Raw genomic sequence first — 14,748 nt, forward strand, 5'->3', positions numbered from 1 at the left:
CGCTGCTCAGCCCCTTACGACGGCTTCCGCCGCGGCGAGCCCGCACACCCGTGCGGCGCCGTACGTCGCGATGTGCAGGGCGCCCCGCGGGGGTGCCTGGGGCAGACCCATCTCCACGACAACCGTGTCGGGGCGGGCGGCGAGGAGGGTGTCGAGGGCGGAGCGCATCCAGTCGTGGCGGTGTTCGTCGCGGACGACGGCGACGATCCGGCGGTCACCGGCGGCGGCCAGGACGTGGGTGCCCGCGTCCGAGCCGGTGAAGGATCCGTCCGTGCTGCCCGGCACCAGCCGTCTCAGCTCGGCGGCGACACCCCAGGGCGTCTGGTCGCCCACGGCGATGTTGGGCTGGGGGTTGAACTGGGCCACGAACACGGGAGAGTTGACGGGTGCCGGGGCGCCGGAGCGGGTGACTCTCAGCGCCCGGCGGGCCGCCGTCAGGCCGACCTCCGGGGCCGGCTCGGTGCGGGCCGCGTCGTCGCGCCCGGCGGCGGTCCAGCGGGCCAGCTCCCGTACCCGCGCGGCCGCGTCGGCGAGGCGCTCCTCGGGGAGTTCGCCGGAGCGTACGGCGGCCACGAGCGCGTCCCGCAGGCCGAGCACCGTGTCCTCGTCGCACAGTCCGCCGCCCACGCAGATCGCGTCGGCGCCGGCCGCGATGGCGAGGACCACACCGTGTTCCAGACCGTAGGTGCCGGAGATGGCGCGCATCTCCATGCCGTCGGTGACGATCAGGCCCTGGTAGCCGAGCTCGCCGCGCAGCAGCTCGGTGAGGATGCGGCGGGAGAGGGTGCCGGGGCGGTCGGGGTCCAGGGCCGGGACGAGGATGTGCGCGCTCATGACGGCGCGGGTGCCGGCGGCGATCGCCGCGCGGAACGGCGGCAGCTCGCGGGCGAAGAGGGTCTCGGCGTCGACGTCGATGCGGGGTACCGCGTGGTGGGAGTCGATGTTGGTGTCGCCGTGGCCCGGAAAGTGCTTGGTGCAGGCGGCGACGCCGGTGGACTGGAGGCCCTCGACCCAGGCGGCGGTGTGCCGGGCGACGAGGTCGGTGGCGGCGCCGAAGGAGCGGACGCCGATGACCGGGTTGTCCGCGTTGGCGTTGACGTCGGCGGACGGCGCCCAGTCGAAGTTGACGCCGCAGGCGGCCAGCCGGCGGCCCAGTTCGCGGGAGACGGCGCGGGTGAGGTCCGGGTCGTCGACGGCGCCGAGGGCGTGGTTGCCGGGGAACGAGGAGCCGGTGCGCACGTCGAGGCGGGTGACGTCGCCGCTCTCCTCGTCGATGGCGATCAGGAGGTCGTCCCGCTCGGCCCGCAACTGGGCGGTGAGGGAGGTGACTTGCTTCTCGGTGACGACGTTGCGGCCGAACAGGGCGACGGAGGCGAGGCCCTCGCCGACGCGGCGGCGCACCCAGTCGGGGGCGGCGGTGCCGTCGAAGCCCGGCTGGAGCACGGCGAGGGCGTCACGGGTGAGGGCGTCACCCGAGGCGGAGCCGCTGTCAGACCCCGTGGTGGCGAGTGTGGTCATCGGGCGTCATCCCTTCACGGCGCCGTCGGTCAGACCGCTGACAGCCTTGCGTTGCAGGAAGATGAAGAGGATCAGGATGGGCAGCGCGAACAGGGACGAGGCGGCCATGGTGGCGCCCCAGTCGTCGCCGAAGGCGGTCTGGAACTGCGACAGCCACAGCGGCAGGGTCTGCTTCTCGATGTCCTTGTTGAGGATCAGGACCAGCGGGAACTCGTTCCAGGCGGTGATGAACCCGAACAGCGAGGTGGCCATGAGGCCCGGCGCGAGCAGCGGGAAGATCACCTTGCGGAACGCCTGGAGGCGGGTGCAGCCGTCGACCATCGCCGACTCCTCCAGCTCCTTCGGCACGGCGGCGATGTAGCCGCGCAGCGTCAGGACCGTGAGGGGCAGCACCATCATCGCGTAGAAGACGGTGAGCGGGACGAGGCTGTTGAGCATGTCGCCGTCGCGCACGATCATGTAGATGGCGATGATCATGACCTCCCAGGGGGCCATCTGCGCCAGCATGAAGGTGACGATGAACCCGCGCCGCCCCTTGAACCGCATCCGGGTGAGCGCGAAAGCGGCGAACAGGGCGATGACCAGCGACAGCAGGACCGAACAAACCGTGACCGTCACGGAGTTGGCGACCAGTGTCCAGAAGTGGTCGGCGTGCACGGCCTTGTCGAAGTGCCCGAAGGTGAAGTGCGTCGGGAACCAGACCGGGTTGTCGGTGATGATGTCGCCGGTCGGCTTGAAGGCCGTGGCGAACATCCAGTACACGGGGAACACGAAGCCGACGAAGAGGACGACGGCGGTCGCGTTGGGCCAGATACGGCCGAAGACCGAGCGCTTCACAGCTCGTCCTCCTCTTGCTTGAGCACCATGCGCAGGTAGTACGAGGTGATGACGAGCAGGACCAGGATGGTGAGGAAGGAGATCGCCGCGCCGACCCCGAAGTGCTGGTTTCCGACGCCCTCGACGTAGGCGTAGATCGGCAGGGTCTCGGTGAGCCGGTCGGGGCCGCCCTCGTTCATGGCGAAGACCTGCGGGAACGCCTTGAAGACCCAGATGACTTCGAGGAAGGTCGTGGAGTAGAGGAAGGGCCGCAGGAAGGGCAGGGTCACGGAGGTGAAGCTCTGCCAGGCGCCGGCGCCGTCCAGGGCGGCGGCCTCGTACAGCTCCTTGGGGATGGTGGTCGTCGCGGCGTACAGGTTGATCGCGACGAACGGGATCGACTGCCACACGATGAGCAGGACGATCACCGAGAAGGTGGAGAACTGGCTGCCCATCCAGTTGTAGTCGGCCATCGAGTGCCAGCCCAGCTTGTCCAGGACCCAGTTGACGACGCCGAAGCGCTGGGCGAACAGCCACTGGTAGACGGTGGTGGCGGCGATGACGGGCATGGCCCAGGCGAGGACGAGGCCCACCAGCAGGGTGAGGCGCATCTTCTTGCCGAGGCGGGCCAGCAGCAGCCCGATCAGGGTGCCGATCACCATGATCAGGACGACGTTGACGGCGGTGAACAGGACCGAGCGTTCGACGACCTTCCAGAAGTCCGAACCGGTCAGGACCTGCTGGTAGTTGTGGAAGCCGTTCCACTCGGTGAGGTGCTGGATGAGCTGCCGCGGGTTGAGGTTCTGGAACGACAGCATGCCGTTCTTGACCAGCGGCCAGCCCAGCAGGACCAGTGTGGCCGCCAGCGCGGGCAGCAGGAGGAGATAGGGGGCGGCGGCAAGGCGGCCCGCCGGGGGCCGGGAGGCCCCGACCGCGCCGCGGGGCGGGCTCGGCGGCCGGCCCTTGCGGACAGCGGGCCCCCCGGCCGTGTCCGTGCCTTCGGTCTGCACTGACATGAGTCGTCGTCTCTTCCGTGGCCGTACGAAATCCATGCGCCCCGCGGGCCCCGGAGGTCGCGGGCGGACGCGGGTGAGCCGGGGGCGTCGCTGGGACGCCCCCGGCGCGGGGTCAGTTCTGCTGGGCCAGACGCTGGTCGATCTGGCTCTCGACGTCCTTGGCGGCGGCGGCCGGCGCCTTGCCGTTCAGCACGGCGGTCATGTACGACTTGATCGGGTTCGGGGTGTTCTCCACCGCGGCCCACTCGGGGATCAGCGGGGTGGTACCGCCGACCTCGGCGGCCGGGGCCGCGGCCTCGGCGGCGGCGTTGCCCTTGAGGTTGGACTCCAGGGACTGCTTGTTCGGGATGACGCCGCCCAGCTTGGCCAGTTCGCCCTCGAACTGGTCGGACAGGGCGATCTTCAGGAACTCCTTGGCCAGCGACTGCTTCTTGCTGTTCTGGGCGACCGCGAGGTTGGAGCCGCCGAGGAAGACGCCCTCGGGCTTGCCGGCGGTGGCACCGGGGATGGTGAAGTAGCCGAGGTCCTTCTCGATGGACTTGTTGGCCTGGATCGCGGTGGCCCCCTCCCAGCCCATGCCGATGAAGGCGCCGGTCTTGCCCTTGGCGAAGACGGTGGCCTGCTGCGGGTTGGCCTCGTCCTTGTCCTTGGGGGCCTTGGAGTAGGCGGCGTACTTCTTGTAGATCTCCATGGCCGCGGCGACCTTGGGATCGGCGAGGTTGGAGACGTACTTGTCGCCCTGCTTCTTCACCAGGTCGCCGCCCTGGCCGACGATCAGGCCGTCCAGGAAGTACCAGTTCTGGCCGGGCAGGTAGATCGGCTCAGCGTCCGTCTTCTTGCCGATGGTGTCGAGGTCCTTAAGGAACTCGTCACGGGTCTTCGGCGTGGACTTGATGCCGGCCTGGGCCCAGATCTTCTTGTTGTAGATGACGACGCGGTTGGCGAAGTACCAGGGGGCCGCGTACTGCTTGCCGTCGTAGACGGACGACTTGGAGACCGAGGGGGTCCAGTCGGCGCCGATGGACTGCTTGAGGTCGCCGAGGTCGGCGAGGCCGCCGGTGGACGCGTAGGCCGGGGTCTGGGTGTTACCGACCTCCAGGACGTCCGGCGGGGTGTCCTCCGAGAGCGCGGTGGTGATCTTCTGCTGGATCCCGTCCCACTGCTGGATCTCGAACTTCACCTTGGCGCCGGTCTTCTTCTCGAAGGCGGCCTGGACGTCCTTGGTCCACTGCGCCGGCGCGGAGCCGGTCATGGTCCACACCGTCAGGGTCTGGCCCTTCCAGCTCGCCGGACCGGCGTCCTTGCTGTCGTTGCCGCTGTTTCCGCCACACGCCGCAACGGAGACCATCATGCCCGCGATCACGATCGCGGAAGCGAGCTTGCGCTTCACGCCACCCTCCTCAGGGATGCCACTCAACCCCCCACGCCCTCGGCGGTGACCTGCGTACGACGCTGTTGCACGTAGGGCTCGGGACCTGGCCACTAATGGTGTAGACCAGTACGGTGGAGCTTGGCCTAGACCTTTCGGGGTGTCAAGGGTGGTCCGGGCGGCGGATGGAGGCCGTTACGAGAAAGTCACCGGAGGGGTTTCGTCCGGTTCTCCGCCATCCCCCGGCCCGGTCCGTCCCTTTCGCCCGGTCCGTTCAGTTGGACTAGACCATAGGGCACTTGCTCGCTATAACGGGAGCCCACCGACACGGCCGGAAGGCAGGCATGACCACCGATGTCAGCGGCGCGCGCGTGCCGAAGTACTACCGGATCAAGCAGCGGCTGCTCGCCATGACCGAGGCGCTCCAGCCCGGCGCGGCGGTACCGGCGGAGCGTGTGCTCGCCGAGCGGTTCGACACCTCTCGGACGACCGTGCGGCAGGCGCTCCAGGAGCTGGTCGGGGAAGGGCGGCTGGACCGGATCCAGGGCAAGGGTACGTTCGTGGCGCAGCCGAAGCTGTACCGGACGCTGCAACTGACCTCGCACACCGAGGACATGCGGGCCCAGGGGCTGTCGCCCGCCTCGCAGGTGCTCGATGTCGGGGAGGTGCCCGCGGACGAGCGGCTGGCGGGGCTGCTGGGGGTCGCCGTGGGGGAAAGGGTGCTGCGGATCGAGCGGCTGCGGCTGGCCGGCGGGGAGCCGATGGCGATCGAGACGACGCATCTGTCGGCGCGGCGGTTTCCGGGGCTACAGGGGGTGCTGGCCTCGTGTCCGTCGCTGTACACGGCGTTGGCGGAGGTGTACGGGGTGCGGTTGTCCTCGGCCGACGAGACGATCGAGACATCGCTGTCGACGCCTCGGGAGGCGGCGCTGCTGGCGACGGACGTGGGGTTGCCGATGCTGCTGATGTCCCGGCACTCGCGGGATGCGCAGGGGGTGCCGGTGGAGTGGGTGCGGTCGGTCTACCGGGGGTCGCGGTACAAGTTCGTGGCGACGCTGCGGCGGCCGGCGGGGTGGGGCGCGCGGTAAGCGGCGTCAGTCCAGGAACGCCGTCTCTATCCAGCGCCGGACCGCCGAAGGGCGCATGCGGTGGAGGCGGTCCACCGTGTCGGCGACCTCCTGGGGGCCGCCCACGGAAAGGAACTTCTCCCGTACGAGGTCGGTGTGGGAGGCGCGGGTGTCGGGGCCCGCGGCGCCGATGGGGATCAGACGGGTGCGGGAGACCGTACGGCCGTCGGTCAGGCGGACGGTGACGCGGGCGCCGGTCGCCTTGGTGGAGCGGGAGAAGTCGCGGTTGTCGGCACGGACCGCGCCGACCAGGTCCACCAGTTCGTCGCCGCCGAAGCCGCGCAGCCACGGCACCGCCAGCTCCCCCGCCTCCCGTACCGCCTCCCCGAACGGGGCGTCCGACAGGAAGAGTTCGCGGGTCATCTCGGTGTCGTGCTCCAGCCGGATCCGCTTGGCCAGCGCCCAGCGGTCGAGGTCGTCCACGGCGGGCGAGGAGAAGTCGTCCACGGAGAACTCACCGGTGAGCAGGGTGGTCGCCACGGGGTACGGCACGTCCAGGACCAGCGCGCCGAGCGGGGAACCCGGCCCGGTGACGTAGCGGGCGGCCCGCTCCCCCGCGAACAGGGTGTACAGAGACGCCTCCACGACGACCTCGGCCACGTCCTGCGGGCGCAGCGGGCCCAGTTCGCGGTGGATCTCGGCCGCGCAGTCCACGGCCGCGTCGATGCCGGGGCCGCCGGGGTGCATCTTGAAGGAGAGGGTGTCGGTGTGCCAGCGCCGGCCGAGGCCCTTGGCGACCGCCTGCGGCAGCGGGACGGTGGCGAAGCGGGCGAGGAAGCCGTCGCTGTGCTCCATGATGTCGGGTGCGCCGCGCAGCCCGGCGTACGCCGCGTCACAGGCGTCCATCGCGGTGCGCACCGGCGTGAAGGTGTTGAACAGCCGGGCGTCACTGGCCAGGAAGGCGCGCATCAGGGGCCAGTTGGGCATGGCGAAGGCCAGTCCGAAGGCGTTCTCGTACAGGCTCGCGGAGGCCCGGTCGGCGTGCAGTCGCCCGGCGACCGCGCCGGCCAGATGGGTGTGCACGGCGCTCTGGCCGCGCAGCGGTCCCAGGGTCGCGGAGGCGGTGATGCGGGCCGCGCACTCGTTGGCCACGACGACCGAGGTCAGCAGGGAGAGACCGTCCAGGCGGCGGGCGTAGGCGAAGGCGAGGGGCACGGCGACCGTGGAGTTGGACAGGTGCCCGGCGTACGCGGTGTCGTCCAGGTTGAGCCAGGAGCCGAGCGCGGCGAAAACCCCGGCGGCCTGACGGGGGTCGCGCTGCATGGGGTGCCCGAAGGCGGCCACCAGCTTGCGGCCCAGGGGGTGCTGGAGTCCGGCCCGGATGGAGGCGATCTGCGAGAGCACCTGGCTCGCGGCGAGCTTGAGCACCCGGCACGGCACGGCCTGCGGGCGCAAGGTGGCGGCCCAGTGCGACAGTTCGCGCAGCGGGGTGTCCGTGCCGGCAAGGTGGCGGGCGGCCGGGGACGACGCCTCGGCCTGCTCGGCCCAGTCGTCGCACAGCGCCCGGGCGACGCTCTCCGCGAGGACGGCGGTCATGGCGGGTACCTTCCGTGCGTGCGTCGAAGGGGAGGACCGCGGCGCCCGGCACATCGAAGTGGAGGACCACGGTCCCCGGCACGTCGAGGTGGCGGACGCCGGTCCCCGACACGGGTGCGGGAGCACCGGATCGACCGGTGCTCCCGCGACGCGTGCCGGTGTTACGCGGCCGGGACCTTGTCCAGGAAGCCGTAGACGGCCTTGATCTTGCCGGCCTCGTCGGCGACGAGGACGTCGAAGCCGATGGCGACCGGCTCGGCGCCCGGCTCGGTCACCAGGCCCCACTGGAAGCGGGCCTGGTTGTGGTGGGCGTCGACGGTGCCGTGCAGCTCGAAGGAGAGGCCCTTGAACTGGTCGCGGGCGCCGGCCACCACAGCCGCGAAGCCCTCGTGACCCTCGACCGCGGCCAGCGGGTCGATGTACGGGGCGTCGGCGGTGAACAGCTCGGCGATGGCCGCGGCGCGCTTGTCGGCGTCCGCCTCGTTCCAGATGGCGAGGTAGCGGGTGACGGTGGTGGTCAGGTCGCTCATGCGGGCGATCTCCTTTTTGGGTGGTGCTTCTTCGGTTCTTCGGACGGTTGGTTCAGGGGGTGGCAGGCGCCCACACGGGGAGGGCTCCGGGGAGCACCTCGAAGGTGGCCGCGGCGCCGATGCCGGGTTGGTACTCACCGTCGTGCTCCAGCGGGAGGCGGCGGCCGTCGGTGCGTTCCACGGTGATCCGGCGGCCCCGTGCGTACACGGTCGCCGGATGGGTCATGTGGGCGGCGTTCAAGGTCAGTTCGGGGACCTCGGCCGCCGTGATGTCGCCGCCGATGACGCAGACGTCGAGCAGTCCGTCGTCGAGCAGCGAGTCGGGCAGCACGTGGAAGCGGCCGCCGCGGTAGGGGCCGCCGCCGACGTTGGCGAGGACGGTGGGGCCCTCGTGCACGATCCGTCCGTCGACCGTGACCCGGCCGGGGTACGGCTCGTACCCGTCGGCGGTGTCGGCGAAGGCGCGGACATAGCGTTCGCGACCCTTGAGCGGCACCTGCTTCGCGGTGATCAGCGCGTCCGCGATGACCCCCGAACAGGCGCCCAGGTACACGCAGTTGCGGGTCTCCATCAGGCGTGCCAGGTCGAGCCTGCGCAGCCGGGCGGTGCCGCCGACGCCGTGGTCGGTGAGGATCGCCTTGAGCGCCTCGCTCCAGGGCCGCTCGCCCCACAGCATCTTGTAGCCGGAGTTGCCGGTGCCGCCGGGCACCACCGCGAGGCTGGCCCCGTGGTCGGCCGGCACCAGTCCCTGGACGGCCTCGCGGACCGTGCCGTCGCCGCCGATGGCGACGATCAGGTCGGGGGCGTCGTCGGTGCGCTCCAGGGAGCGGCGTACGGCGACGGTCGCGTCCCCCGGTCCGCTGGTCTGGTGGACCTCGGCCCGCTCCAGGTAGGACGCGCACAACTCCCTGACCTGGCGCACGAGTTCTGGGCTGTGACTGCCGGAGGCCGGGTTGGCCAGGATCAGGGCCCTGGTGGGTCCGGGGGCTGCGGTGTCTGCCATGACGGGCGCTCTCCTCACGTCGGACGCACCGGCGGTGGACGGAACACGGATGACTCTGCCAAGCGGTCCTGACCTGGCACTGACACGCTACTGACGCGTTGTCATGCACCCTCCGGGGCCCGTACCGGACGACCGCCCCGGTGACGGGTACCCGCACCGGGCCCGCCATCGGGGCGCTCCGGCGTCACCAGGTGACCGGCAGCTCCTGGAGCCCGTACACGATCGTGTTCTCGCGGAAGCGGACGTCCTCCGGCTCCACCGCCAGGCGCAGCGACGGGAAGCGGGTGAACAGGGCCTTGAGGCAGACCTCAAGCTCCATCCGGGCCAGGGAGGCGCCCGGACACAGATGGGGGCCGAAGCCGAAGGCGAGGTGGCCGGAGGCGTTGCGGTGGATGTCGACCTCGCCGGCGCCGGGGTAGACCGATTCGTCGTGGTTGGCCGCGGGGATGGCGACGATCACGCCGTCCCCCTTGCGGATGGTCGCGCCGCCCAGTTCGACCTCGGCCACGGCCGCCCGCACCTGGTTGTCCTGGGAGATGGACCAGTAGCGCAGCAGCTCCTCCACGGCCGGCTTGAACAGGCTCTCGTCCGCGCGGAGTTCGGCGAGCTGGGCGGGGTCGCGCAGCAGGCTGAGGACGCTGAGGCTGATCTGGTGGGCGGTGGTCTCGTGCCCGGCGACGAGGAAGAACCTGGCCATGGCCACCAGCTCCTGGTGGGACAGCTCGCCGGTGCCGACGTACTTGGTGGCGAGCCGGCTGATCAGGTCGTCCCGCGGTTCGGCGGTGCGCCGGGCGACGAGCCCGTCGAGGAACTCGGTCATCGCGGTGAACGCCGCGTACGTCTCCTCGGGCCCGGCCTCCTGGGAGAGGATGACCTGGCTCTGCTCGGTGAAGTCCGCCTCGTCCTGCTCGGGCACGCCGAGCATGCGGGCGATGACCAGTGAGGGCAGCCGGATGGCGAAGTTCGCCACCAGGTCGACCGGCTTCGGCCCGCGCGCCAGCTCGTCCAGCAGGCCCTCGACGAGGAGTTCCACCTCGGGGCGCAGGGCGCGGGTGCGGCGGGCGGTGAATTCGGTCAGGGCCATCCGGCGCAGCCTGCCGTGCTCCGGGTCGTCCATGCGGCTGAAGGACATCACGCCCGGCTCGGGCGGCAGCTGGATGCGGATCGGGAAGCCGGGCTGCTGGTCGTCGGCGCTGAACCGGTTGTCGTTGAGCACCTGGCGCACATCCGCGTGCCGGGTGACCAGCCAGGCCTCGCCGCCTCTTATGCGCACTCTCGACGGCGCTTGCCCGCGCAGTTCCGCGTAGGCGTCCGGCGGCCCGTAGGGGCACGACCGGGGCATGGGCCAGTCCGGCAGGGTTCGCTGCTCACATGCGGACATTCGGGGTTCCCTCCGTTGGCTGAAACTCAGCGTTGGAAGCACATCCTGGTGAGCGGCGCTGACGGAAATCTGACGGGTTACTGACTCGTTATCAGCTGGTAAACGTCTGCTTTTCCGGGGGCAAAACGGGTGGCGGGCGGGCGGTTGGCGGACGGTGCGGAAAAACGGAACGGGGGCCGGCGCGCTCGGCGCCGACCCCCGTCGGGGCGGAGTGCGGGGCGGGTCAGGCGGCCGCGGCCACCGCGCCCGCCTCCGCCGCCTTCGGCCGCGGCAGCAGCTGCACCAGGCAGGCGACCGCGACGCAGATCCCTGCCTGGACCAGCAGTCCGGTGCTGAAGGCGTGGGCGTAGGAGTGCGCGGTGACGTGTGGTCCGGCGACGCCGAAGAAGACCACGCCGAGCACCGCGATGCCGATCGCGTTGCCCATCTCCTGGGCCGTGGAGAACACACCGGACGCGGCGGCCGCGTGGTGCGGGGCGACGCCGGCCAGGACCAGCGAGGCGAGCGGGGCGATCACGAAGCCCATGCCGAGACCGGCCACGACCATGGCCGGAATGCACCAGGCCACGTTCCCGGTGCTGTCCAGGTGCCATGCGGTTTCGGCCAGCCCCAGGTTGCCGACCGCCTGGAGCACCGCGCCGAGCGCGAGCACCTGCTTGCCGAGCTTGGCCGCGACCTTGGGCGACTGCGCGGAGCCGAGGAAGAAACCGAGGCCGAGCGGCATGAACAGCAGCCCGGACTTGAGCGCGGACAGGCCGCGGCCCTCCTGGAGGTACAGCGCGAGGACCAGGAAGAAGGAGGCCATCGCGGCGAAGAACACCAGCAGGGAGACGACGCCGATGCCGAACGCGCGGTCCTCGAACAGGCTCGGGTGGATCAGCGGCGACCCGTCACGGGCGGCCTTGCGGCGCTGGGTCCACCAGAACGCGGCCAGCAGCGGCACGGCCGCGATCAGGCACTCCCACGTCCAGGTCGGCCAGCCCTGCTCGCGGCCCTGGACCAGCGGCAGCACGATGGCGGTGAGACCGGCGGTCACCAGGACCACACCGGTCCAGTCGAGGCCGGTACGGCCCTCCGCGCGGGATTCGGGGACCAGCTTCGGGGTGAGCAGCAGGACGACGGCGCCGATGGGGGCGTTGATCAGGAAGATGGTCCGCCAGTCCCAGCCGAAGAGGTCGGCCTTGATCAGCAGACCGCCGATCAGCTGGCCGAACACCGCGGAGGCGCCCATCGTGATGCCGTACGCGTTGAACGCGGCGACCCTGGCCTTGCCGGTGTAGGCGGTGGTCAGGATGCCGAGGACCTGCGGGATGACCAGCGCGGCGGCGGCGCCCTGGACGGCGCGGGCCGCGATCAGCTCGGCCATGTTCGGGGCGATGCCGCAGGCCAGCGAGGCCACTGCGAACAGGGCCAGGCCGACGGCGAACACCTTGCGGCGGCCGTACAGGTCGCCGAGCCGGCCGCCGGTGATGAGCATCGCGGACAGACCGATGTTGAAGGTCGCCGCCACCAGCTGGATCTCGGCGCTGGTGGCGTGCATGTCCCGCTGGAGCGAGGGGATGGCCACATTGACGATGAAGAAGTCGATGTTGGCGATGAACAGGCCGAGCAACACCACGAGGAGAGCTCCCCAGGCGGGCTTGCCGCCGGTTTCCCCCTGGTCCGTTGCCGGCACGGACTCGGCAGTTCTGCCGGTCGGTTCCGCTTCGGTGGTCATGGTCGAACTCCTCTGTGGTGCGCTGAGGGCGCGTCCGTCGGCGGACGCGCGGAACGGGGCCGGCGGCGGGCCCGCGCACGGGCCTGCCGCACGGCTCAGGACGTGGGCGCCTTCTTGGGCGGGCGCGGGAACAGCTGGACCAGGGCGGCCACCCCGAGCGCGAACGGCACGAGCAGGTAGACGCTGGCCCGGAAGGCGTCGGCGAAGGCGTCGGGGCCGGTGCCGCGGCCGAGGACGTGGTAGAAGACCACGCCCACCAGCGCGACGCCGATCGCGCCGCCGACCTGGTTGGCCGTGGACAGCACGCCGGAGGCCGCGCCCGCGTAGCGCGGGTCGGTGCCGGCGAGGGCCACGGTGGCCAGCGGTGCCATCACCATGGCCATGCCGGCGCCGCCGACCAGCAGCCCCGGCACCAGCCAGGCGACCGGGCCGTGGGTGCCGATGTGCTCCACGGCGGCGTACAGCCCGATCAGGCTCGCCGTCAGCACCAGCGCGCCGACCGCGAGGGTCTGCCGGCCGAGCACCGCGGCGATCTGCTTGGCGGTCAGCGAGACGCCGAGGAAGCCGACGCCGAGCGGCAGGAAGACCAGGCCGGAGTCGAGCGCGCTGAGCCCGCAGCCCTGCTGGAGGTAGAGAGCGAGCACCAGGAAGAACGACGCCATGCCCGAGTAGTAGACGACGGCCGTGCTCACCCCGACGGTGAAGGAACGCTGGCGGAACAGCGCCGGGTTGACGAGCGGGCCGCGGTCGGCCGCCGCCAGCCGCCGCTGGTAGAGCGCGAACAGGGCGAGCAGCACCGGGGAGGCGGCCAGGCACACCCAGGTCCACTCCGGCCAGCCCTCCTGCTGGCCCTCGGCGAGCGGCAGGACGACGGCGACCAGGCCCGCGGAGACCAGCAGCATGCCGAGCGGGTCGAGGCGGGACTTGCCCTGTGCCCTGGACTCGGGCACCACGCGGGGCGCGAAGACCAGCGCGGCGATGCCGATGGGCACATTGACCAGGAAGCAGGTGCGCCAGCTGAGCCCGGCGATGTCCAGGTGGATCAGCACACCGCCGATGAGCTGCCCGAACACCCCGGCGAGCCCCATCGTCAGCCCGAAGGCGTTGAAGGCGCGGACGCGGGCGGGCCCGCTGTAGACGGTGCCGATGATGGCGAGGACCTGGGGGCCCATCAGAGCGGAGGCGAGGCCCTGGGCGACGCGGGCCGCCACCAGCTGCCCGGCGGTGGGCGCGCTGCCGGCCCAGGCCGAGGAGAGGGTGAACAGGGCCACGCCGATCAGGAACATCCGGCGGCGGCCGTAGAGGTCGCCGAGCCGGCCGCCGGTGATCAGTCCGGCCGCGTACGCGAGCGCGTACCCGGCGACGATGAACTCCACGGCGGACGAACTGGCGTGCAGGTCACGCTGGGTGGCCGGGATCGCCACGTTGACGATGAACACGTCGAGGGTGATGACGAAGGTGCCGATCAGGATGATCGGCAGCATCGCCCAGTGCGGGCCCGCGGGCTGCGCTGGTGCGGCGGCGGGCGGGTTCCCGTTCTGCTCCGGGGCGGCTTCCCGGGGTTCTTGTAGGGCCATGACGGCCGTTCCTTTCATCGGTCGGCGGGGGACTGAGGAGCCGCCCCTCCCGTCACCAGGACGGGGTGTGCAGGATCTCCAGTACGGCTGCGGAGAAGCTGAAGCCCGCCCCGGCCGCGACGACGAGGACGAGGTCGCCCGGTCCGACGGCGCGCTCCAGGACGAGGTGTTCGAGGCCGAGGAACTGGTCGCCGGGGCCGACGTGCCCGTACTTGCGGCCGACTTCCCAGGTGCTCTGCTTCTCCGTGAAGCCCAGCAGGTCGAAGTTCTCGGGGGTCTTGTTGCGGTGGACGTGCGGGGTGACGACGCGGGAGATGTCCTCGGTGGTCACGCCGGCCTCGGCCAGCACGCGCTTGGTGGTGGACATCAGGGCGGCCTCGTAGCGCTCCCAGGAGCCCTCGGCCTCCGGGGTGGCCGCGTGCTGCCTGCCGCGTTCGATCAGCCGTACCTCGGGGCCGGGCTGGAGGGCGAAGGGTTCCAGGCCCCGGTTCCAGCGCTCCAGCGAGTTGTCGGCGCCCAGGGTGGCGGCGATCACCCGGGCGAAGCCGGTGCGCCCGGACACCAGCAGGGCGCTGCCGCCGTCCGCGAAGATCAGGTTCATCTGGATGTTCCAGCGGTCCACCCAGGGCGCGGCGAACCGGTCGCCGGTGGTGAGCAGCACCTCGGTGGCGAGGCCGGAGGTGATGTAGCCGGCGGCCAGGCTCAGGGAGCCGACGGCGGCGTTGCAGCGCTGCTGGAGGTCGAAGCCGGGGACGCCGGGGCCGACGGTCTCGTTCGCGACGTAGGCCGCGGCGGGCCACATGTCGTGGCCCTGGTAGCTGCCGGAGGAGTGCAGGACGAGGCCGACGTCCGCGGGTGCGATGCCGGAGCGTTCGACGGCGAGGCGGCCCGCGCGTACGGCCATCTCGGGGCCGGAGAGTTCGTCGGAGACGGCGATGTTCTCGAAGCCGAGGTCGCGGTGCTCCTCGTCCACGAGGCCCTCGGCGGCGGCCTGGGCCACCGTGATCGTGTCCGGTATCCATGACCCGGCCGACGCGATGAAGAGGTCTTTGTCGAATCTCATGCTGCTGCTTCTCTCTCGGATGGGTGGCCTCGGCAGTACGTCGGGGAGAGACCGACGAGCGCCGTGTCGGCGGGCCGTCTGTCACCTTCTCGCAG

General features: G+C 71.2%; 12 protein-coding genes. 1 reads left to right on the forward strand and 11 read right to left on the reverse strand.

Features of this window, described 5'->3' with window-relative positions:
* Positions 1–6: 6 nt before the first annotated feature.
* From ACE4Q9_RS07805 to ACE4Q9_RS07820, 4 genes are all read right to left on the reverse strand, one after another.
* Complete coding sequence (locus ACE4Q9_RS07805; RefSeq protein WP_397983500.1) at positions 7–1,518, reverse strand: glycoside hydrolase family 3 protein; 1,512 nt, start codon at positions 1,516–1,518, stop codon at positions 7–9.
* A 6-nt stretch (positions 1,519–1,524) separates the two neighbouring features.
* Positions 1,525–2,355 carry a carbohydrate ABC transporter permease gene (locus tag ACE4Q9_RS07810; RefSeq protein ID WP_397983501.1) on the reverse strand — a complete coding sequence of 277 codons (831 nt, stop codon included), beginning with the start codon at positions 2,353–2,355 and terminating at the stop codon, positions 1,525–1,527.
* Positions 2,352–3,350: a carbohydrate ABC transporter permease gene (locus ACE4Q9_RS07815; protein WP_397983502.1), complete on the reverse strand. Its 999-nt coding sequence runs from the start codon at positions 3,348–3,350 to the stop codon at positions 2,352–2,354. The genes ACE4Q9_RS07810 and ACE4Q9_RS07815 overlap by 4 nt, the downstream gene beginning before the upstream one ends.
* Positions 3,351–3,462: 112 nt before the next feature.
* The gene (locus ACE4Q9_RS07820) at positions 3,463–4,740 is read right to left on the reverse strand and encodes an extracellular solute-binding protein (RefSeq protein ID WP_397983503.1); all 1,278 of its coding nucleotides are present in this window, start codon (positions 4,738–4,740) and stop codon (positions 3,463–3,465) included.
* Positions 4,741–5,063: 323 nt separating this feature from the next.
* Between ACE4Q9_RS07820 and ACE4Q9_RS07825 the strand changes: the two genes are divergently transcribed.
* Positions 5,064–5,807 carry a GntR family transcriptional regulator gene (locus ACE4Q9_RS07825; protein ID WP_397983504.1) on the forward strand — a complete coding sequence of 248 codons (744 nt, stop codon included), beginning with the start codon at positions 5,064–5,066 and terminating at the stop codon, positions 5,805–5,807.
* A 6-nt stretch (positions 5,808–5,813) separates the two neighbouring features.
* Here the strand turns inward: ACE4Q9_RS07825 and ACE4Q9_RS07830 are convergent, their stop codons facing one another.
* The 7 genes from ACE4Q9_RS07830 to ACE4Q9_RS07860 all read right to left on the reverse strand — a co-directional run bounded on the left by ACE4Q9_RS07830 (position 5,814) and on the right by ACE4Q9_RS07860 (position 14,653).
* Positions 5,814–7,382, reverse strand: coding sequence for an MmgE/PrpD family protein (locus ACE4Q9_RS07830; protein WP_397983505.1), 1,569 nt, complete (start codon positions 7,380–7,382; stop codon positions 5,814–5,816).
* Between the two features lie 161 nt (positions 7,383–7,543).
* Positions 7,544–7,912 (reverse strand): nuclear transport factor 2 family protein, encoded by a 369-nt coding sequence (locus ACE4Q9_RS07835; protein ID WP_397983506.1) that lies wholly within the window; start codon positions 7,910–7,912, stop codon positions 7,544–7,546.
* Between the two features lie 52 nt (positions 7,913–7,964).
* Complete coding sequence (locus ACE4Q9_RS07840) at positions 7,965–8,915, reverse strand: diacylglycerol/lipid kinase family protein (RefSeq protein ID WP_397983507.1); 951 nt, start codon at positions 8,913–8,915, stop codon at positions 7,965–7,967.
* Between the two features lie 184 nt (positions 8,916–9,099).
* Positions 9,100–10,296, reverse strand: a complete 1,197-nt coding sequence (locus ACE4Q9_RS07845) for a cytochrome P450 (RefSeq protein ID WP_397983508.1) — start codon at positions 10,294–10,296, stop codon at positions 9,100–9,102.
* 223 nt (positions 10,297–10,519) lie between these two features.
* On the reverse strand, positions 10,520–12,013 hold the full coding sequence (locus ACE4Q9_RS07850) for an MFS transporter (RefSeq protein WP_397983509.1): 1,494 nt from the start codon (positions 12,011–12,013) through the stop codon (positions 10,520–10,522).
* Between the two features lie 95 nt (positions 12,014–12,108).
* Positions 12,109–13,590, reverse strand: coding sequence for an MFS transporter (locus tag ACE4Q9_RS07855; RefSeq protein ID WP_397983510.1), 1,482 nt, complete (start codon positions 13,588–13,590; stop codon positions 12,109–12,111).
* Between the two features lie 52 nt (positions 13,591–13,642).
* On the reverse strand, positions 13,643–14,653 hold the full coding sequence (locus ACE4Q9_RS07860; RefSeq protein ID WP_397983511.1) for a ketoacyl-ACP synthase III family protein: 1,011 nt from the start codon (positions 14,651–14,653) through the stop codon (positions 13,643–13,645).
* Between the last annotated feature and the right edge of the window lie 95 nt (positions 14,654–14,748).

This window comes from Streptomyces sp. AM6-12 (genome assembly GCF_044327085.1).
In the GTDB taxonomy this organism is placed as follows: Bacteria; Actinomycetota; Actinomycetes; order Streptomycetales; family Streptomycetaceae; genus Streptomyces.